At 44.4% G+C, this 19,953-nt stretch carries 18 protein-coding genes; 14 read left to right on the forward strand and 4 right to left on the reverse strand.

Annotation, left to right across the window (positions count from 1 at the left end):
- Positions 1–37: 37 nt before the first annotated feature.
- The 8 genes from phnR to gntR all read left to right on the forward strand — a co-directional run bounded on the left by phnR (position 38) and on the right by gntR (position 8,204).
- Positions 38–742, forward strand: coding sequence for a phosphonate utilization transcriptional regulator PhnR (gene phnR, locus L1D22_RS07760; RefSeq protein ID WP_239829292.1), 705 nt, complete (start codon positions 38–40; stop codon positions 740–742).
- 135 nt (positions 743–877) lie between these two features.
- Entirely contained in the window at positions 878–1,780 is a 903-nt protein-coding gene (locus L1D22_RS07765) for a multidrug transporter (protein WP_239829293.1), read from the forward strand.
- Positions 1,781–1,981: 201 nt separating this feature from the next.
- The gene (locus L1D22_RS07770; RefSeq protein WP_019820432.1) at positions 1,982–2,998 is read left to right on the forward strand and encodes a TRAP transporter substrate-binding protein; all 1,017 of its coding nucleotides are present in this window, start codon (positions 1,982–1,984) and stop codon (positions 2,996–2,998) included.
- Positions 2,999–3,063: 65 nt separating this feature from the next.
- On the forward strand, positions 3,064–3,621 hold the full coding sequence (locus L1D22_RS07775) for a TRAP transporter small permease subunit (RefSeq protein ID WP_239829294.1): 558 nt from the start codon (positions 3,064–3,066) through the stop codon (positions 3,619–3,621).
- Positions 3,614–4,936, forward strand: a complete 1,323-nt coding sequence (locus L1D22_RS07780) for a TRAP transporter large permease subunit (RefSeq protein WP_048663353.1) — start codon at positions 3,614–3,616, stop codon at positions 4,934–4,936. Before L1D22_RS07775 ends, L1D22_RS07780 begins: the two co-directional genes overlap by 8 nt.
- 117 nt (positions 4,937–5,053) lie before the next feature.
- Positions 5,054–5,551, forward strand: a complete 498-nt coding sequence (locus tag L1D22_RS07785; protein ID WP_019820437.1) for a gluconokinase — start codon at positions 5,054–5,056, stop codon at positions 5,549–5,551.
- A gap of 3 nt (positions 5,552–5,554) precedes the next feature.
- The gene (gene gndA, locus L1D22_RS07790; protein WP_239829295.1) at positions 5,555–7,063 is read left to right on the forward strand and encodes an NADP-dependent phosphogluconate dehydrogenase; all 1,509 of its coding nucleotides are present in this window, start codon (positions 5,555–5,557) and stop codon (positions 7,061–7,063) included.
- A gap of 139 nt (positions 7,064–7,202) precedes the next feature.
- Positions 7,203–8,204: a gluconate operon transcriptional repressor GntR gene (gene gntR, locus L1D22_RS07795; protein WP_239829296.1), complete on the forward strand. Its 1,002-nt coding sequence runs from the start codon at positions 7,203–7,205 to the stop codon at positions 8,202–8,204.
- 123 nt (positions 8,205–8,327) lie between these two features.
- Here the strand turns inward: gntR and L1D22_RS07800 are convergent, their stop codons facing one another.
- The 3 genes from L1D22_RS07800 to L1D22_RS07810 all read right to left on the reverse strand — a co-directional run bounded on the left by L1D22_RS07800 (position 8,328) and on the right by L1D22_RS07810 (position 12,575).
- The gene (locus L1D22_RS07800; protein ID WP_239829297.1) at positions 8,328–9,110 is read right to left on the reverse strand and encodes a siderophore-interacting protein; all 783 of its coding nucleotides are present in this window, start codon (positions 9,108–9,110) and stop codon (positions 8,328–8,330) included.
- Between the two features lie 201 nt (positions 9,111–9,311).
- Positions 9,312–10,790, reverse strand: coding sequence for a peptide MFS transporter (locus tag L1D22_RS07805; protein WP_239829298.1), 1,479 nt, complete (start codon positions 10,788–10,790; stop codon positions 9,312–9,314).
- A gap of 414 nt (positions 10,791–11,204) precedes the next feature.
- The gene (locus L1D22_RS07810; RefSeq protein WP_239829299.1) at positions 11,205–12,575 is read right to left on the reverse strand and encodes an L-serine ammonia-lyase; all 1,371 of its coding nucleotides are present in this window, start codon (positions 12,573–12,575) and stop codon (positions 11,205–11,207) included.
- Between the two features lie 336 nt (positions 12,576–12,911).
- On the opposite strand from L1D22_RS07810, the gene L1D22_RS07815 reads away from it, so the two are divergent.
- The gene (locus tag L1D22_RS07815) at positions 12,912–13,790 is read left to right on the forward strand and encodes a YdcF family protein (protein WP_239829300.1); all 879 of its coding nucleotides are present in this window, start codon (positions 12,912–12,914) and stop codon (positions 13,788–13,790) included.
- Between the two features lie 166 nt (positions 13,791–13,956).
- Here L1D22_RS07815 and L1D22_RS07820 read toward each other — a convergent pair whose 3' ends face one another.
- Positions 13,957–14,223 (reverse strand): DUF333 domain-containing protein, encoded by a 267-nt coding sequence (locus tag L1D22_RS07820; protein WP_239829301.1) that lies wholly within the window; start codon positions 14,221–14,223, stop codon positions 13,957–13,959.
- A gap of 370 nt (positions 14,224–14,593) precedes the next feature.
- Here L1D22_RS07820 and L1D22_RS07825 point away from each other — a divergent pair, with 370 nt between their 5' ends.
- From L1D22_RS07825 to L1D22_RS07845, 5 genes are all read left to right on the forward strand, one after another.
- Positions 14,594–15,112: an NUDIX hydrolase gene (locus L1D22_RS07825; RefSeq protein ID WP_076652109.1), complete on the forward strand. Its 519-nt coding sequence runs from the start codon at positions 14,594–14,596 to the stop codon at positions 15,110–15,112.
- A gap of 220 nt (positions 15,113–15,332) precedes the next feature.
- A complete protein-coding gene (locus L1D22_RS07830) occupies positions 15,333–17,096 on the forward strand; it encodes an ABC transporter ATP-binding protein (RefSeq protein WP_239829302.1) in 1,764 nt (587 codons plus the stop codon).
- Positions 17,090–18,874, forward strand: a complete 1,785-nt coding sequence (locus L1D22_RS07835; protein ID WP_239829303.1) for an ABC transporter ATP-binding protein — start codon at positions 17,090–17,092, stop codon at positions 18,872–18,874. Before L1D22_RS07830 ends, L1D22_RS07835 begins: the two co-directional genes overlap by 7 nt.
- Positions 18,875–19,109: 235 nt before the next feature.
- Positions 19,110–19,376 carry a hypothetical protein gene (locus tag L1D22_RS07840; RefSeq protein WP_239829304.1) on the forward strand — a complete coding sequence of 89 codons (267 nt, stop codon included), beginning with the start codon at positions 19,110–19,112 and terminating at the stop codon, positions 19,374–19,376.
- Positions 19,377–19,474: 98 nt separating this feature from the next.
- Positions 19,475–19,909: a hypothetical protein gene (locus L1D22_RS07845; RefSeq protein WP_239829305.1), complete on the forward strand. Its 435-nt coding sequence runs from the start codon at positions 19,475–19,477 to the stop codon at positions 19,907–19,909.
- Positions 19,910–19,953: the final 44 nt, after the last annotated feature.

Here is a 19,953-nt window from a genome sequence, read left to right on the forward strand (position 1 = left end):
GTGGCTGACGACAAGAACAAGAATGAAAGGAAATTAAGTGCAGTACGTAAAAATCAAAGATGTCATCGTAGAGCAGATAGAGTCGGGGATGCTAACGCCACGACAGAAGCTGCCTGCAGAACGTAAGCTGGCTGAATCGTTTGATACGACACGCGTTACATTACGTGAAGCTTTGTCTTCACTTGAAGCGGAAGGGCGTATTTATCGAGAAGATCGCCGTGGTTGGTTTATCTCACCATCGCCGCTTCGTTACGATCCAACACAAACACTTAACTTCACTAATATGGCTCTGGCGCAGAATCGAAAGCCGAAAACCGAGTTAGTGGCAGCGAAAGGGATGTTGGCAACTAAGGAGGCGACTAAGCTTCTTGAGTTGCAACCGTTCTCCGATGTTTATCGAGTCGATAGAGTTCGCTACCTTGAAGACAGGCCTGTTGTGTATGTGACGAACTATATTCGACCAGAGCTGTTTCCTAACTTGCTCGATTATGACCTGTCTAAATCACTGACCGACATCTACCGTGAGCACTTTGGCGTGGTGTATCAGAAAATCCGTTATCGTGTAAGCACAACGTCTTTACTGGGTGAAACTGCGCAAGCATTGCGTGCGACTTCGGGTTCTCCTGCAATGGTTGTCGAGCGTGTTAACTACAATCAAAACGGCGATTTGATTGACTGTGATATTGAGTATTGGCGTCATGACGCGATCAGTATTGAGTCGATAGCGCAGTTAGAGCGTTAGTCGTACGTTAGAACGCTGGCACACCTCAGGTTAGGGATTTACCCTACTGGAATGATCAAAGGTCTCTTATCTGGAGGCCTTTTTTATCCTCTGTTTTCAGCGACTGCTTTTATCAGTCAATAAGTTAGGAATGAAATGGAATTTTCTGCCATTGTCATCGTGATTATTTCGGCTCTGCTGCATGCGGGTTGGAATGTCCTCGGTAAATCAAATCAAGGCTCTGGCTCATCTTTTTTCTTAGCGTCTGACTTTGCCGCTGCCGCGATTCTGACTCCCTATTTGATTTGGTATGTCTACAGCGTCGGCTTTGCAAACATCACGATTCCATTCTGGCAGTTGCTCTTCTTAAGTGGCATTTGCCAAATCATCTATTTAATCGGCTTAGGCATCGCCTATAAACAGGCAGATATTGGTGTTATCTACCCAATGGCACGAGCGCTGCCTGTGTTAATGGTTGGTTTGGGTACAGTGTTGATTGGCTATGAGTTGTCATTGAATCAATGGATTGGCTTTGCACTGATCACATTAGGCTGTTTGTTTGTGCCGCTTAAACAATTCTCTGAGCTGAGGCTCAAGGCCTACCTGAACCTTGGCGTATTGTGGGCATTAATAGCGGCGATAGGCACCACGGGTTACTCCATTATTGATAAAGAAGCGCTTCTATTATTGGAGCCATTAAGCACGCCTACTATTACCAATAAACACACGGCGATTTTCTACCTAGGCATTCAATTTTGGGCGATCGTGATTCCGCTGAGTATTTGGTTGTTGGTGACCAACCAAAGAGTCGAGTTTACCAACGCATGGATACTGCGTAAGAAAGCCACGGTTGCAGGCATTATGATGGCATCGACTTATGGCTTGGTGTTATTTGCGATGACGATGACAGAGAACGTCAGCCTGGTTGTGGCACTTAGGCAAGTCAGTATCATCTTCGGCGTAGTGATGGGGATCTACTTTTTAAAGGAAAAGTGGTACATGACTCGTGGTCTAGGCGTTGTTTTTATCATTACCGGTTTAGTTATCACACTGACTTGAAAAGAAATTAATTCACACCTCCAATCTATAATGTGACTTTTTAGTCACATTTCTCTTATTGATAGCAAACGTTTTACTAATGTTAAAGATGTGATCCTTCTCATAGACAAGGCTGTAAAGTTACCGGTAACATTTACCCCCAACGTTACCGGTAACATATAACAACAAACCGGACTCTGTGAAACTCATAAGGATACCCAAATGAAAGCTCTGACTAAAACGCTGATTGCTGCTTCCCTCACTGGTCTATTTGCTACTTCAGCAATGGCTGCAGACTTTAAACTTAAGATTCAATCTTCAGATCCATCTGGTGATTTGAACTTCAAGGTTCAGCAGAAGTGGGCTGAGCGTGTAGAGACGATGTCTAACGGACGTATCGACATCGACCTTCTGCCTGTAGGCGCTGTGGTTAAACACACTGAAACGCTGGGCGCGATCAAGATGGGCATCCTTGATGGTCATATCACAGCAACAGGTTACTTCTCTGGTAAAGATCCAGCATTTGGTCTTATCGGTAACATGGTTGGTGCATGGTCAGACACAACACAACTGCTTCAGTACATGAACTACGGTGGCGGTAACGAGCTAATGACTGAGCTTTACAAGCCTTATGGCGTTCAGTTCGTTGGTGCTTCAACAACAGGTGTTGAATCTTTCATCTCTAAAAAGCCAATTGACGGTGTCGCGGATCTTAAAGGTCTTAAATTGCGTGCGCCTGAAGGCCTAGTACAACAAGTGTTCGCAGCAGCGGGTGCGACTCCTGTAAACCTTCCGGGTTCTGAAGTATTTACCGGTCTAAGCAAGGGCGTAATTGATGCTGCGGACTACACAGTATTCTCTACAAACCAAAAAGCGGGCATGAACGATATTGCGACACACCCAGTTCAACCGGGTTTCCACTCGTTGCCACTTATCGATATCTCTGTTTCTCAGAAGAAATGGGACAAGATGCCTGCTGACCTACAAACAATCTTACAAACATCTGTGCGAGACTTCTCTTACGACATGACGACTCAGCTAAAAATGGCTGACCAAGCAGCAGTTAAAGAAGCACAAGCAAACCCAGAAATCACGATTCATGACTGGTCTCAAGAAGAGCGTAAGAAGTTCCGTGAGATCGCAAAAGGTCAATGGAAAGTATTTGCAGAGCGCTCTGATAACGCACAGAAAGTTTACACCTCAGTTACCGTGTTCCTAGAAGAAAACGGCTTACTGTAATTCAAACTTAGCTTATTGATGGGGGAGGGCATTGCTCTCCCGTTTTCTCCCAGGAAATTTGGCCCATGACAGACAAAATCCCTCACGCACCAGCTGAAAACGATGAAAAGCCAAGAAACGGGCTTGATCGTCTTATCATAAAATTCAGCAACTTAGTTAGCTGGTTGTTTATCTTCACTGTATTGATTTCATTCTACGAAGTTGTAATGCGCTATGCATTTGACGCCCCAACCACATGGGTGCACGAGACGGCTTCATTTATCGGTGGTTCATTATTCATTATCGGCGGCATCTATGCTTTCGCGGCTGATAAGCATGTACGTGTTGTTCTTATTTACGATTCAGTATCTAAACAAACACGTAAATATCTTAATCTTGTTCACCACATTGTTGGTTTAGCCTTTGCGGGCATGCTCGCTTACGCAGCTTACTTCACTGCAGAAGAAGCGTGGTTTGCACCTTGGGGTGAATTTCGCCTTGAGACATCAGGCTCTGTATTGAATGCGCCTTATCCTGCGCTGCTTAAAGGTCTGATCTTTGTCGTTTTATGTGTTCTTGTTGTCCAGTTTGTATTGCACCTAATCCAAGAGTTGATGGGTCTAAGGAAGAATGACGATGTTTGATTTATCTTCTATCGGTATCGCATGGGGCAGTTTGCTCATGCTAGTTATGATGATTGGCTTGCTACTTACAGGTATGCAGCTGGCCTTCGTAACAGGCTTCGTGGCGATTTTCTTCACCCTGTGCTGGTTTGGCCCTGATGCTTTGCCTTTGATAGCTAGCCGAACTTACAGCTTTGCTTCAGGTTATGTATTCCTCGCCGTCCCAATGTTCGTATTGATGGCAGCCCTCTTAGATCGTTCGGGTATCGCACGAGACCTGTTTGATGCCATGAAATCGGTTGGCCGTAAGGTTCGCGGCGGTGTTGCGGTACAAACCTTATTGGTAGCCGTGTTGTTGGCCTCAATGTCGGGTGTTATCGGTGGTGAAACCGTACTACTTGGTATTCTTGCTCTGCCTCAAATGCTTCGCTTAGGTTATGACCGTAAACTCGCTATCGGTACAACCTGTGCGGGTGGCGCGCTAGGCACCATGCTTCCGCCAAGTATCGTACTTATCATTTACGGCATGACAGCCAGTGTATCAATTGGTGACCTGTTCAAAGCGTCTTTCTTGCCTGCGTTTATCCTTGCGGGCTGTTACATCGGCTACGTATTGATTCGTTGTAAGCTAAATCCGTCTCTTGCGCCTATTCCGAGTGATGATGAGACAGAGGAAGACATCGCTAATCAACCTAGCTACTTCAAGGCTCTGTTCTTCCCGCTGCTTTCAGTAGCAACCGTTCTAGGCAGCATCTACACGGGTATCGCTTCAGTAACCGAAGCTTCAGCTTTGGGTGTGGTTGGTATCATGATCAGCGCACTAATCCGTGGTGAGCTGAACTACAACATGCTCAAAGAGAGTGCCATCGCAACGATGCGTACCTGCGGCATGATCATGTGGATTGGTATCGGGGCAAGTGCTCTGGTTGGTATCTACAACTTGATGGGCGGTATTGATTTTGTTGAAGAAACCATCCTTGCGCTAAGTGGCGGCAACGCGACAGTAACGCTGTTAATCATGATGGCTATCTTGTTGGTACTTGGTATGTTCCTTGATTGGGTCGGTGTAGCACTTTTAACAATGCCCATCTTCGTTCCAATCATTACTGGCCTTGGCTTCGACCCAGTTTGGTTTGGTGTTGTGTTCTGTCTAAACATGCAGGTGTCTTTCTTGTCACCACCATTTGGCCCAGCAGCTTTCTATCTGAAATCGGTAGCGCCAAAAGACATCAGCTTGGGTGAGATTTTCACGTCACTGCTGCCGTTCATTGCACTTCAAGTCCTAGTTTTAGGCTTAGTTATCGTCTTCCCGCAACTCGCGCTTTGGTGGCAATAACAGCAAAGGTTCCTGACCGGATTTAGCGTCAGGAACCGAACCGCAACAACACAAGTTTAACTATTAGATTCGATTGTCAGCCCCAGTTTTGGTTGGGGCTTAGGGAAGGCTTGCCTTATGAAAAGCAAAAAAATACTCGTGATGGGCGTATCTGGATGCGGAAAAAGCCTGATTGGTAGCCGTATCGCAGAAGCATTAACGCTCCAGTTTTTTGATGGAGATGACTTCCATCCGCAAAGCAATGTAGAAAAGATGCGTCAAGGTATTCCACTGACAGACGAAGATCGTCAAGGATGGCTGGAAACACTGAACAAGCAATATATCGAACAACCAAGCGCTGTGATCGCTTGCTCGGCTCTAAAGCCGCAATACCGCGATATTCTGCGCAACAACAACGAAGACTTGGTGATTGTATATCTACAAGGCAGTTTTGATACGATTTGGAATCGTCACAAAGCGCGTGAAAATCATTATTTTAATGGTCAAGAGATGTTGAAAAGCCAGTTTGAAACCTTGGTTGAACCTGAATTAGATGAAGCGTTATTTGTCGATATCTCGCAAGATGTTGAGCAAGTCGTAGAAAGTGCACTTAAACAAATTAAGCAGATAGGCTAAACCATGACTCAGCTAAAAAATGACATCGCGATGATTGGTTTAGGTGTGATGGGCAAAAGCTTAGCGCTGAACCTACTCGACAATGGATTCAACGTTGCGGGTTTTGATTTAAACGCTGACAACATTCAACGTGCTAATTCAGAAGCGAAGCAGCTTAATGAGTCCTTTGACGGCAAAGGTCAGTTCACTAAAGGAACTAGCCTTGAACATGTATTACAGGGCTTAGCAAAACCTCGTGTTATCGCGTTATCGGTTCCTGCAGGAAAACCAGTCGATATCGTCGTGAATAATTTGCTCGACGCAGGTTTGGAGAGCGACGATATTGTTATCGATACGGGTAACAGCTTATGGACAGATACCGAAACGCGTGAACAGAATTACAAAGGTAAGCTTCGTTTTTTCAGCACCGCTGTGTCTGGTGGTGAAGAGGGGGCGCGTGTTGGCCCTGCGCTGATGGCGAGTGGTGACCAGTCTGCTTGGCAATATGTGAAGCCAATGTGGGAAGCGATTGCTGCAAAAGTGGATGCGAACGGTTTACCTGTAGCTCAATTTGAAGCGGGTGAGGCGTGCGCTGCGTATGTTGGCCCTTCTGGCACAGGTCATTACGTTAAGATGGTGCACAACGGTATTGAATACGCCGATATGCAGCTCATCTGCGAAGTGTATCATTTCATGCGTGATGTGCTGGAAATGCCAGCTCAAGAGATCGGTCAAGTCTTTGAACAATGGAATAACGGTGTTCTTAATAGTTACCTAATGGAAATCAGCGCCGATATTCTTCAGCAAGACGATATTGTGACTGGGAAGCCATTTGTTGATGTTGTGCTAGATAAAGCCGGGCAGAAAGGGACTGGATTGTGGACTGCGGTGAATAGTCTACAAGAGGGTTGTCCAACGCCAACTATTGCACAGGCGGTCTATGCTCGTGCGATGAGTGGTCAAAAATCACAACGTATTCAAGGGAGTCAGCTTCTAAAAGGCAATATTGCGGATGCCAGCCAGTTGGACAAAGCGGAGGTTGTCTCTGAGCTTCATGACGCTCTCTACTGTGCGAAGCTGTCTGTCTATGCTCAAGGCTTTGACTTGTTGAAAACAGCGTCAGACAAAGAAGGCTGGAACCTAGACTTCACCCAAATCGCTAAGATCTGGCGAGCAGGTTGTATTATCCGTGCTGCTTTCTTGCAAAGTATCACGTCGGCTTACCAACAGAATAGTGAGCTATCGAACCTGTTGTTTGATGAGGCTTTCATTAAGCAAGTGGAAGAACGTGAGTTGGCTTGGCGTATAGCCGTGGCTAATTCCGCTTTATATGGTGTGCCGATGCCGGGGATCAGCTCTGCATTAAGTTACTTTGATTCTTTGCGCTGTGAAGTGTTGCCAGCCAATTTACTGCAGGCACAACGGGATTACTTCGGTTCTCACACTTATTCGCGAGTCGATAGAGATGAGGCTGAAAAGTTTCACGTGACTTGGAGTCAGTCTCCAAGAACGGAAGTTAAAGTTAACACTTAAACAATGTCTAACGCCCTCGCTATGAGGGCGTTTGTAATTGTGATGCTATATCAACCTTTTAGTAAATTAGGCTTCAAATTCCAAGTCAGTTGGATACACTGTTACCAGTAACATAACTCAAAAATAATAATTATTAATTATGTCGAATAAGAAAAAACGTCCTACATTACAAGATGTTGCCAACTTAGTTGGTGTCACCAAGATGACCGTAAGTCGCTGTCTGAGAGATCCTTCTCAAGTATCAGAAGCGCTACGAGACAAGATCAACGCCGCAGTCGATGAACTGGGCTATATCCCCAACCGTGCTCCAGACATTCTTTCCAATGCAAAGAGCAACGCGATAGGTGTGCTGGTTCCCTCGCTAACCAACCAAGTTTTTGCTGAAGTTATTCGTGGTATCGAGCAAGTCACCGCACCAGCCGGCTATCAAACCATGATTGCCCACTACGGCTATAGCGCAGAACTGGAAGAACAGAGTATTGCTTCGCTGCTCTCATACAATGTGGATGCGATTATTCTATCTGAGAATGTGCATACCGATAGAGCGCGTAAGATGCTACAGACCGCGTCGATTCCTGTGATTGAGATTATGGACTCGGTATCGCCAAGGATTGAACAAGCTGTCGGCTTTGATAACTTCGAAGCGGCTAGGGCAATGACCAAAACCATGCTCGAACGAGGGCGCACTAATATTGCTTATTTAGCGGCTCGTATGGATGAGCGTACTCGCTTGAAAATGGCGGGCTATGAACATGCAATGCAAGAAGCCAACAAACCGCCTGTAACACTGCAAACGGAAGATGCTTCTTCGTTCACTTTAGGTGCAAAGCTTATCGGAGAATTGATAGAGAAACACCCACAGGTGAATGGCATTTTCTGTACGAACGATGACTTAGCGATTGGTGCCTTCTACGAATGTGTACGTCGTGGTATTCAAGTACCAGAGCAGATGGCGATTGCGGGCTTCCACGGACACGACATCACAGTGGCGATGACACCTCGTTTGGCCACTGTGGTTACACCGAGGGAGCAGATCGGTAAAGTAGCCGCAGAACAAGTTGTGGCGCGTTTAAAAGGCAATCAAGAATGGATTGCGAAGTTAGATCTTGGTTATGAGATTGAAGTGGGCGAGAGTATCTAATCTTCAGTCCGGTCTTGCCCTTTATTGGATTCAAACTAAAACGCCCTTAACGGTAGTGATGTCGTTAAGGGCTTTTTCAATTTGTTTTTGTGCTTCTAGCTTAAGTGCTTGTAGTAAAGATCTTTAGCTCGCTAAAGTTTGAGCATCTTGTTGCTTTAGCACTTTATGGCCATCTTCAGTGACGCCACGTTTCCAGTAACTGCTGATGTAGATGTTCTCTTTTTCTACTTCTTTTTCGTTGCGGAAGTATTGTCTTAGCTTGCGCATGCTTTCAAACTCACACGCGGTCCATACTGAAACCTGACCGCCTAACCATTCAATGCTGCGAACGGTTTGTGATAGTGTTTCTTCAGTTTCATCTTCAATCAACCAAGTGATTTTGATGCCTTCAGGGGCTTCAAGTGTTTGCTTGTCTGCTGCTGAGTTGATTTGAACCACAGCGTGGCCTGTCGCGTTCTCTGGCAGTGACTTTACTTTTGCGGAAAGCGCAGGCAGTGAAGTCATGTCTGCGACTAAGAAGAACCAATCAGACTCGAGGTTCAGTCCTTGAATTAAACCTGGGCCAGCTACTGAAATAGTATCACCCACTTTCGCGCTCATTGCCCATCTTGCAGCAAAACCACACTGCAAATCTTTAGTGATGTGACGAACGAAATCGACTTCGATGAATTGCTCTACTGGGTTGTACTGACGAATGGTGTAGGTACGCATGGTTGGACGCTCACCTTCATTCAATTGGCTCAAATCAGTGGTGCCTAGTGGCGAGAATAAAAGCTTGATGTAGCCGCCGGCACATTCTGTTGGGTATTTACTTAATCCCTCACCGCTCAGTGTTATACGCTGCATGTTTGGAGTAATGGTTGAGGTTTGAGTAACGGTTAATGTGATAGGGCTAGGCTTGCTCATATAAGGCTCTCTTAGATTTTGATTCCGACATCATAATCCTGAACCAGAAAACACTCAATACTAATAATTATCATTTACTGTAATTTACAGTAAGTGCAATCTAACCAGAATTCATCGATCTGTGTTGGTAAACTCATAGACAAAAAGCCCTTTAGAAAACTAAAGGGCTTGATGTGTTAGCGCGGTTGAACGTGAGAGTAATTAGCTGTTAGCTTGCTTTAGTTCAACCGTTTCATCAGCGGCTTTTGCTGTTTCTAGCATTTTGCGAATAATGAATGATGCTGCCATTGCGATACCGACCATCACTACTGCTAGAACCGTCAGCATTTGGAAGTAATCGCCATAAACCGTTTGAACGATCTCTTGTGTGATCTCTTGACCTTTCTCAAGTGCAATTGACGTTGAGAATACCGCACCAACAATGCCTGACAATGCCATTGCAACATAGAACATACTTACTGAGAAGTTCTCGATGCGCTTTGGTGCAACAGATAGTATGAAGGCAACAACCATTGAACCTACAATTACTTCACCAAATGCTAGGAAAAAGTGAATTGCTAGGAACACTTCTGGGCGAATGACAGAATCCTCACCAACCGTAGTGACTGCCATTGTCAGGATACCGAAAGCGATAGCCGTTAGAATGAATGAGAAACCCACCTTCGTTGCTGTAGAGAAATTAATGTTTTTCTTTTCTAGGTTAGAAAAGATGCCCGCAATGATAGGGCCTGCAACCATGCACCATAGTGGGTTCATTGCCATTGACGCTTCTGGTGCAATAGGGATGAAACCAAATAGGTCACCACGCATTGTGTTGATCGCTACCATTGTCATCGACGTCATCATCTGACCGTAGTACACGAAGAAACAGGTGGTTAGGAAGGTGATGATTAAGATCGTGCCCATTTTCAGCATGTCTGACTTCTTCGATTTCACCATCAAAGAGACAAAGTAGATAATGGCTGCAGCACCGATCGCGTAAACGATGTTTTGGCCGATATCCATGTTAGAGAACATGAAAAATACTAAGCCGATCATTGCTGCAGATAAGCCTAGGAAAGCAGCCCAGTTTTTAGTACTTACAGGTTGTTGATCGATCTCTGCGCTTGCTTCGACAAGGCCTTTGCGAACAAAGAGCATCATAAGCAGCGCAGCACCTGCTAAAATCGCTGAAAGAAGGAAACCACCTTGGAAACCAACAATAAGCACTAGCATTGGGAATAAGTATTGGCCTAGCAACGCACCAATGTTGTTTACCGAGTAGTTGATAGGGTAGCAGTTTTCAAAATCTTCTTGAGTTTTGAACGTGCGTTTGTAAAGACTTGGGTAAGAAGGCGACATTAAACCACGTGCATAACTTGCTAAAGCGATACCACATAATGCCATCGGCACATTGGTCGCTGCTGCACCGATTACCAGTAAAGCATAACCACTTGCGAAGCCTAAAAAAGCAATGGTTAAAGAACGGTAAGCACCTAAAAATTTGTCGGCGATGAAGCCACCTGCGATAGCAAACAGTGGTCCGATTGCAGAGAAAGCACCAACGACCATCATGGTGTCGGCTTCATTGTAGTTCAGATCTTCAAGGAAGAAACGAGTCAAGATCACCATGACGCCATAGAACGAAAGTCCAAACATCATTTGGCAGAACATCATTGATTTATTTAATCTATTCCACATTATTTTATTCTCGCATTTTGTAAACATGTAGTGCTATTGCTCTATTGTACTATCATTACTAGTAATATATAAGCTGAAAGATCTCTCCCAAGCAGAACTTTACTCGATATTCATCTTATTATGAGTCCATGAAAATTTAACACGAGTGAAATTTGCACTATTAAATGTTGCTAGTAGATGCATGGTGGTGTGAAATTTAGCCAAATTTGTTTGTAGTTAAGTGACGAACCAATAACGGGAAAGTTAGTAGGAGTCATCGAATAAATGTTTTTAAGTGAGTATCACTTTCAATTGGCGGCTGAGTTCTCGTTAGTAAAAAAGCCAGCTTGGCGGCTGGCTTTGTTTTGATATTGAAAACTAAGTTTACAAGAATGCTGTCTCTACAAGGGCTTTCTGAACTCGTGTTTTTGTCTGTTATTCACACGGTGGTGCCATGTGAATCACCGCCAAGCCGCCTAGAGACGTTTCACGGTATTTCTTGTTCATGTCTTTACCTGTTTGGTACATGGTTTCAATAACCTTGTCTAACGAGATAAGACACTTGCTGGTGCGCTTCAATGCCATACGTGATGCGTTGATGGCTTTCATCGCACCCATAGCATTACGTTCAATACACGGTACCTGTACTAGCCCACCGATTGGGTCGCATGTCATGCCCAGAGAGTGCTCCATTGCAATCTCAGCAGCAATACAGATCTGCTCGTTACTGCCGCCGCGTAGGGCAGTTAAGCCTGCCGCAGCCATTGAGGAAGACACGCCAACCTCACCTTGACAACCCACTTCAGCGCCAGAAATAGAAGCATTGGTTTTGTACAGGATGCCGATAGCACCAGACACCGCTAAGAAGTCTTTGAGCTGTTTAGTGTCCAGTTCTTTGATGAAACGATGGTAGTACATCAATACTGCAGGAATAACACCAGCAGCACCGTTGGTTGGTGATGTCACAACTTGGCCACCCGCTGCATTCTCTTCACTCACAGCAAAGGCAAACAGGTTAATCCAATCCATGATCTCCATTGGATCGTTTTCAATAGAGGCATTTGCTTCGAGCTTTTTCAAAAGCGCAGGCGCACGACGTGTGACTTCTAGGCCACCATCAAGGATACCTTCGGTGTCAAAACCACGTTGCATACACAGAGACATCACCTTCCAAATTTGGTTAGCTTTCTGGTCGATCACATCCATGCCTTGGAATGACACTTCGTTGCGTAGGACTAAACCACCAAGGCTCAGTCCATTTTGGTCGGACAGTTCAAGCAATTGATCGGCAGAAGAGAAGGGGAATTCAACTTGTGTTTCTGACTCTTGCTTGCCGTTTTGAAGCTCATCAGCGGTTGCGATAAAGCCACCACCAATCGAATAGTAGGTTTCCATATCCAGAAGGCTGCCATTTGCATCAAAGGCAGAGATAGTCATACCGTTCTCATGAAGGGGTAGGTTGGTTTTGTGGAAGAGCAGGTCACTCTCTACATCGAAATGAATTTCATGGTTGCCACTCACCATTAAAGATTTCTCTTCAATCGCTTTACGCATGGCCGCATTAGCGCTGGTTATTTTGATCGTATCAGGGCGGTTGCCAAGCAGGCCTAACAGGGTCGCACGGTCGGTGTGGTGACCAATGCCTGTTAGTGACAATGAGCCGTATAAGTCAATTTGAATACGGGTAACTTGACCAAGTACAGATTCAATCTTTTGGGTAAAGTTGAACCCAGCGATCATTGGCCCGTTGGTATGGGAGCTGGAAGGCCCGACCCCGATTTTGTAAATGTCAAAAATAGACAGCATAGTAACTTCCTGTGAAGACGGTTCGATGTACGAACTCTGTGTAAAATTTGTATTTGTTCGTTTCACTTTTTATGAAACATTTTTAGTCGAGCTTGTTCTTTGCTTGAAACGTCTCTTTTATTGAAACTTGTGTTAGCAAGCGTAGAGCAATGAAATACAAGAGCGTGTTATGTTTGCTTTATAAGCGTCACGTCTATTCCTGCATTACATATGGTGTTGCTATCAATAGTGAGCATTATTGCGAGCAACCTATGAGAATTTAAAAATACTTTTGTTACTGGATATTGTATACATAATTCACTCTATCTAATCACTAAAACGAGACTTGAACATAAAATGAGCATTAATCACCTCCTTATTGTGCTGGGTAAGCGACTTAATGGGAATAAATTGACTGATGAAGGGATCAGTCGAGTTGATGCTTTAGTTGAGTATCTGGCGGAGCTTTTGGCCGAAGAGTCGAATCAGCAAACTGCAGTGGCATTTTGTGGTGGAGTAACAAAGGGGCAAACCCTCTCTGAAGCGGATGCTATGCACCAGTATTTTCGAAAGCTAGAAAGTGAACGTGAAGCCCCGTTTGTGTTGGGCGCGATCTTACTAGAGCAATTTTCGACAAATACGGTAGAGAACATTCAGAATTTGGCTTCTGAAATGATAAAGAGCGGGCTGTTTACTCGCGGGCAGAGTGTGAAAGTAACCTTTATCTCGAACGATTATCACCTGCAACGCATCTTTGAGATTCAAGCGTTGATGGACGAGCAAGGCCTGCTTAAGGTGCTTATCGAAAAGTGTTCAGCACTAGGTGTAGAACTACAGATAGATCGCAAGTTGGAATCTCATGTTGCAGTGCCATATCCGCACCAAACGACTCAAGGCCAACTGTTTTTGTTGATGGATGTACTAACGACCTACAGAGTTTATCTTGAAGGCGTAAGCGTAGGGGCGTTTCAACGAGATTTAGATATCGTTAGGGAAGAGCCACAAAGACTCTCCGTTGAAGCGGTGGTTAAAGCAAAAGAATTGGTAAGGCGTTCGTCCCTTTTTGGTATCGTGGAAAGCCTGCTTCCGGTTTTGGAATGTTGTGTTCAACAGACTCCAGTGGATACTGACATTAAAAAAGTCAGGGAATATCTAGCACTACTAGACACTAACCTGACTTTATTGAATCGATATTTAGATCCAGAATCGGATCACACACATCGCTGGTGGCGATAAGTGTTTATTTCTTTCTCGTGATGCAATAAACCGTCTTTAAACTAGCAAAAGCGATTAAACAATAGGCCAGAAGCTCGGCACCTTCTTCGGCAATATTTTTAACTACGCGAACGTAATCATCACCCATAACGTTGTGCCAAAAGGCCCATGTGTTGCATTACAATGATTAACTTTGACTTTGGGTTTCTGAATCTTGCTCGTGGTTATTGCGGTAGAACTCCCATTGTTCAATACGCTCACCGTCATCGAATACACAGTAAGTGGTACGTTGATTGTTTTCAGTCACCGTATCTAATTCACCATCCTGTTGAACACAATAAACCGCGGCTGGGTTAGCGACTGAAACACGTTGGCCTTCGCTATATTCTGCATAGTCGTTTGCACAACCGCCTAATACAACGGCAAATACAGCCATCAAACCAATTTTCTTCATGTTTATCTCCTACGTGATAACTCTACAAATAAATGCGTTAAGTTCTACAGAACCCAATTAGAAGCTCTATGAAATGAGTATATTTTAGATTTCAGAAAAGGTTGTCCTAATTTGGTCAAGATATTGAAATAGGTTGATATTTCGTTGGATTTCGCCGAATTTTGAGTGCTAGATCAAGCTAACTAGAGCCAAGCTATAAGTGGAGCCTCCTTGTGTGACGCATGCTCGTTTGAGGTTTACTGTGATTCGATGGCGATGTGTTAACAGCTGGGAGGTGAAGTCGGAAAGCGCTCTTGAAGGCGATTGTGCACCTCGAATCTATTGATGATTATGATATGATGCCGCCAAATTCAGTAGAGCAGTCACAGTCATGAGACACCTAAAAACCACTATTCACCCTGATATCGACCATCTAGACAATAAAACAGTATATAAGCGCAACGCAGCCCGTGCGATTGTGTTAGATGGCGAAGACATTTTGATGCTTTATACAGAGCGTTATCACGACTACACCATTCCTGGTGGCGGTTTAGATGAAGGTGAAGATGTTATTGCAGGCATGGTTCGTGAACTGGAAGAAGAGACGGGTGCGAAGAATATTCACAGCATCAAGCCATTCGGTATCTTTGAAGAATTTCGTCCTTGGTATAAAGACGACGCAGATATAATGCACATGATCTCTTACTGCTACTCATGCAAGATCGACCGTGAGCTTGGTGAAACGGCTTACGAAGATTATGAAGTGAAAAATGGGATGAAACCGGTGTGGATGAATATCCATGAAGCGATCGCCCATAATGAAAAAACGATGGCTGAAAGCCCAAAAAAGGGCATGAGTATTGAGCGTGAAACCTTCTTACTTCATCTCATAGCCAAAGAGATGCTTTAACACTTAGCTATGATAGATCAATATTTAAGCTACAACTTTGCCGCCACTAGAGCGGCAAAGTTGTTTCTTGTGGCGCTAAAATATAACCACAACATCGAATAATTAAATATGGTTGATATTGTCAACTATGTGTTTTTGATGTATCTTTACCTCTGCGATGTTCCATCTTGCCGGATAACACCATCACATCGCTGTGTGCCTGCCCTAAACAAAGAATACTATGACTAAAAGACAGTTTATTGCCCATTACTTGCGCATGAATCGCACCTCTTATTTGTTGGCGATTGTGTTCATTTTTCTCGTTAACTGGTTACAAGTAGAGATCCCTCGTTATATTCAATTGGCGATAGATTTAATTGATGATGCCTCTTCAACAGGTCACCAACAGCTTCAAACCTATGTTTGGATTGTGGTGGGTATGTCGGTCGCAATGGTTGTTGTACGGATCCTGTCACGGATCTATGCGTTGAACCCCGGGCGAATCACAGAGGCAGCGCTCAAAAGCACACTGCTACAAAAGCTGAATCGTTTACCAAGCAGCTTCCATGAACGCTTCGCTTCAGGTCGTTTAATCTCAATCATCAATAATGACCTTAGCGGGATCCGTTTGATGTTCGGTGTGGGCTTCCTGCAGTTCTTCAATGCGTTGCTTGCCTTGTCGCTGACGCCTCTTTATATGTGGCGTATCTCACCAGAATTAACGCTTTATTCGATTATTCCTATCTCAATCGCTTTTGTGATTTTTCGAGTGGGCTTCAAGCGCATGAAAACGCTGCACTTAGAACACATGAAGCGACTGCAAAACCTATCTGCTCAGTTAATGAGCTACCTATCTGGGATTGATCTGATCAAGAGCCAGCAGATGTCACCTTGGGTGAAGGCGGAAACCGAAAAGCTCAATCAACTGTTGCTTGAATGCCGCCTTAAGATCACTCGTATTCAAGTCTTCTTCATGCCGGTGCTCGATTACGCCAATGACCTGATGAAAATTATTATTCTTGGTCTGGGTGGTTTCATGTTGATGAGGCAGGAACTCACACTGGGTGAGATAACCGCTTTCTTAACTTACTCGGTTTTGCTTGCAATGCCGTTGATGCAGCTTGGTCGAATCGCGACGATTTATCAGCGTGGCATCGTCGGAATTCAGAGCGCGCAAACCATTCTTAATGCCAAAGTACCAGAGCTAGATGAAGAAAAGCTCTCTGAGTTAGATGTTGAATCGCTGAAGGGAAAAACGTTCTCTGTTCGTAATCTTAGCTTTAGTTACGCGGGTGAAGAACGCTTAATCCTTGATGACATCAGCTTTGATATTCCTGCGGGTAAGAAAGTGGGTGTACTAGGCGGAATCGGAGCGGGTAAAACGACATTAGTGAACTGTTTGAATCATCATTTAGATGTGTCTGAAGGTTCCGTTTTCCTTGGTGAAAAAGATGTCACTCGTTTCTCGCGTAGTGATTTACGTCGTTATGTGAAAACCGTTACTCAAGACCCTTACCTGTTCTCAGCGACTGTCGAAGATAATATCCGTTTTGGTAGCTTGGATACCGATTTGGCCAAGAGTCAGGTTGATGAAGTATTAGAGCTCAGCCAATTGGCCAGTGATGTGACTCGCTTTGAACATGGCGACCAAACCATGGTCGGTGAGAAGGGCATCATGTTGTCTGGTGGTCAGAAGCAGCGTCTGAGTATTGCACGTGCTTTGTTGCAGCCGACAGACTTAATTATCATGGATAATGTTCTGTCTGCGGTCGACTATGAGACAGAAAGAAAGATCTTAGAAGGCTTGTTTAAACGATTGGAAAATCAGTCGGTTCTGGTGGTGTCACACCGCGTTAATGCCCTTGAATATATGGATGAAATTATTGTGTTGAATGAAGGTAAGGTAATTGCCAAGGGCGACCATGCCACGTTACTCAAAACTTGTCCTTACTACTATGAGACATGGCAGCTACAGCAGAATGAAACGGAGGCCACAGCATGTTAAAGGGTGTTGATCTCAAGTACCTTAAGCACTTTTTTAAGTTTGCTAAGAAATACAAAGGTTCTGCCATTCTGGGTATTGCGATGCTTCCGCTGTCGGTCATCACGAGCTTGTTGTTTCCTTGGTTGATCATTCAAGTGATCGACGTCCATCTAAGTCATGGTGATATGGATGGGTTGCTCGAATACGTTTTCTATTTGGTTGCCGTGCTGGTGGCGAGCTATGTGGTGGATACCACCTATTCGTATAACCTGCGTAAAACAGGTCAATACACGATAACTGACATGCGTTCTGTGTTGTTTGCTCGCGTGCTTAAACTGCCGCGCAGCTATTTTGACAATACGCCAATAGGTGTCACGCTTTCGCGCCTGACGAGTGATTTAGAAACCATCGGCGAAACCTTTGTTCAATCGGTTGTCGGTTTAGTGAAAGACAGTATCAACACCATTGCTTTATTGGTGATGATGTTCTTCATTGATTGGCAGCTGACGTTGATTGTATTGATTATTATGCCGCCCGTGATGTACTTAACGGTGTACGTGCGAAACCGACTTCGTGCTCTGTATAAAGTCACGCGTTCTTCACTTGCACGCGGTATTGGCTTTCTACAAGAAGTCTTGTTTGGCATGAAAACGGTTCAGATGTACCGAGCGGAAGAGCAAGTTGAGCAGCGTTACCAATGCTACACCGATGAGTTTTTGAAAGCGCAGAAAAAGATCAATAAATACGATGCGATTCTGTTTTCGTTTATCTCTGGCATTACCTCAATCACCATCGCGATAATGATTTGGTACGGTTCTGGGCAAGTAATCGAAGGGGCACTCACCTTGGGTGTGCTGATTGCGTTCATCAACACGCTAGAAAAGGTATTTGTACCGATTCGCGACTTCACCTCGCAGATTGCTTCGATTCAGAGCTCATTTGCTGCGTTCGACCATATCGAAGAGTTGTTTGTCGAACCGACGGAAGAAGAAGGTCGCAACTTACTGCCATCTAAAAAGGTTGAAAATCAGCTCGAACAGTTTGTTAGCTTAGAATTTAAGAACGTGAGCTTCCGCTACAAAGACGATGCTCCGTACGTTCTAAAGAATGTCTCGTTTGTATTGGAGAAAGGGCATCAAATCGCGCTTGTGGGTTCGACTGGTTCGGGTAAATCGACGATTCTACGTTTGATATCTAAAACTTATCAAGACTATGAAGGCAGCATTCTGCTTAATGGTATTGAGTTATCGCAGATCTCAAGCGAAGACTCTGCTCACTTGTTCTCAATGATGATGCAAGATGTGCATTTATTTGAAGAGACGATTCAGTTCAATATCGCGCTGGGTAAAGAACACCTCTCAAGAACCGAGGTTGAGCAAGCTGCGCGTTATGTTTACGCGGATAAGTTTATCGAGCAGTTGCCACAAGGCTATGATTTCCGTTTAGAGAAGAACGGAGCCAACCTATCTGTAGGGCAAACGCAGCTTATCTCCTTTGCACGAGCGGTCGCACAAGGCGGACAACTGATGATGCTTGATGAGGCAACCAGTTCGGTAGATTCCATCACCGAAGACTTGATTCAAAAAGCCATGCAACGTCTGTTCAAAGAAAAAACCGTGATCGCCATTGCCCACCGCCTGAGCACTGTTCGCCACTCTGACACTATTCTGGTGTTGGAAAAGGGTGAGATTGTTGAGCAAGGCAATCATCAACAGTTGGTCGCATACAATGGCATTTATGCCGGCTTGTTGAAGGAATCGATCGTGGAAACGAGCGACTCTCAAGTAACGGTTGCCTGATCACCTCAAGTCAGGTCTACCGTTATTGATACTATGGATTGGTGTTACTTATGTTTCACCAATTTCTATTCTTTTCTAGTATTCCCAGTAGCTTAGGAAAAATAAAACATATTTTACGATTATTAATATGTTATGATCTCCCTACTACTAAAGGGGTGTCTACGGGCATCGGGATGTATGCAAGCAAGAAGAACCGGCTTGTGTCAGTCACTTTCTGGCGAATATGGAATCGAAAATGTTGTTGGAAGAAGTTGTAGAAATTATTGAATTAACCGACTCAGACCATTTATCTCAAGCAATGGAGCTGTTTAACGAGCATGGTTTTGTTGATGCTGAGTCTTTACCTTTTATGAACGTTGTGTTCGAAACCGCACCAGATCAGCTTGCGAAGAAACTGTCGCAAATTGGTTTTAAAGGTTTAGTGCAAGTCGAAAAGAATGAAGACGCATCAGGCTTCACTATTATTGATGCTGACCGCATTCTGCTAAAAGATTCTGCTTAGCTGCAAGATTCTTCTTAATGACAAGAATAAGATTCAGCTTAATTAAAAGACTCTATCCAGTTCAGTTACACCCGTTATGATTATTTGAGGTTAACACAGTGACAACAGCAACCATTTCATCAACAGAGCAACACATTTCCAATGAACATGCGCTTTTGGGTGCATCGTTATTAGCGTCTCAAAAAGTTGAGTTGGCTCTGTTCAGTGTTATATCTAAATTGACGAAAGCGTTACCGAAAGAAGCACAGCAGCCACTCGATTTGGACATAGATACCTTTCTAAGAGAGAAACCGAGTGAGCAAGCTGCGACGTTGAGCTTGTACGAACAAACCTTTGGTGAGCAGCTTCCGTTAAAAACAAACGAACTTAACGATTTTATCTACCACAGAAATCTCGTGACTCGTGGCTTTTGGCGAGTGACTGGCGCTGATGTTAAAGGCGGTGAGAAGCTTGCTAACCCAGAGCTTTATTTAAAAGAGTTCTTAGCCAAATGCGAATATTGGCAAGTGATGATAGATACTCACAGCAAGTAATCAAATTGAAAGAAGAAAGCCATAGCAACCGAGCTATGGCTTTT

The organism is Vibrio sp. Isolate34 (assembly GCF_022397915.1).
Taxonomy (GTDB): domain Bacteria; phylum Pseudomonadota; class Gammaproteobacteria; order Enterobacterales; family Vibrionaceae; genus Vibrio.

What these genes read in the sequence shown, in the direction of transcription:
- L1D22_RS07765 (WP_239829293.1), top strand. Translation starts at nt 878, where the DNA reads ATGGAATTTTCTGCCATTGTCATCGTGATTATTTCGGCTCTGCTGCAT.
- L1D22_RS07770 (WP_019820432.1), top strand. Translation starts at nt 1,982, where the DNA reads ATGAAAGCTCTGACTAAAACGCTGATTGCTGCTTCCCTCACTGGTCTA.
- L1D22_RS07775 (WP_239829294.1), top strand. Translation starts at nt 3,064, where the DNA reads ATGACAGACAAAATCCCTCACGCACCAGCTGAAAACGATGAAAAGCCA.
- L1D22_RS07780 (WP_048663353.1), top strand. Translation starts at nt 3,614, where the DNA reads ATGTTTGATTTATCTTCTATCGGTATCGCATGGGGCAGTTTGCTCATG.
- L1D22_RS07785 (WP_019820437.1), top strand. Translation starts at nt 5,054, where the DNA reads ATGAAAAGCAAAAAAATACTCGTGATGGGCGTATCTGGATGCGGAAAA.
- gndA (WP_239829295.1), top strand. Translation starts at nt 5,555, where the DNA reads ATGACTCAGCTAAAAAATGACATCGCGATGATTGGTTTAGGTGTGATG.
- gntR (WP_239829296.1), top strand. Translation starts at nt 7,203, where the DNA reads ATGTCGAATAAGAAAAAACGTCCTACATTACAAGATGTTGCCAACTTA.
- L1D22_RS07800 (WP_239829297.1), bottom strand. Translation starts at nt 9,110, where the DNA reads ATGAGCAAGCCTAGCCCTATCACATTAACCGTTACTCAAACCTCAACC.
- L1D22_RS07805 (WP_239829298.1), bottom strand. Translation starts at nt 10,790, where the DNA reads ATGTGGAATAGATTAAATAAATCAATGATGTTCTGCCAAATGATGTTT.
- L1D22_RS07810 (WP_239829299.1), bottom strand. Translation starts at nt 12,575, where the DNA reads ATGCTGTCTATTTTTGACATTTACAAAATCGGGGTCGGGCCTTCCAGC.
- L1D22_RS07815 (WP_239829300.1), top strand. Translation starts at nt 12,912, where the DNA reads ATGAGCATTAATCACCTCCTTATTGTGCTGGGTAAGCGACTTAATGGG.
- L1D22_RS07820 (WP_239829301.1), bottom strand. Translation starts at nt 14,223, where the DNA reads ATGAAGAAAATTGGTTTGATGGCTGTATTTGCCGTTGTATTAGGCGGT.
- L1D22_RS07825 (WP_076652109.1), top strand. Translation starts at nt 14,594, where the DNA reads ATGAGACACCTAAAAACCACTATTCACCCTGATATCGACCATCTAGAC.
- L1D22_RS07830 (WP_239829302.1), top strand. Translation starts at nt 15,333, where the DNA reads ATGACTAAAAGACAGTTTATTGCCCATTACTTGCGCATGAATCGCACC.
- L1D22_RS07835 (WP_239829303.1), top strand. Translation starts at nt 17,090, where the DNA reads ATGTTAAAGGGTGTTGATCTCAAGTACCTTAAGCACTTTTTTAAGTTT.
- L1D22_RS07840 (WP_239829304.1), top strand. Translation starts at nt 19,110, where the DNA reads ATGTTGTTGGAAGAAGTTGTAGAAATTATTGAATTAACCGACTCAGAC.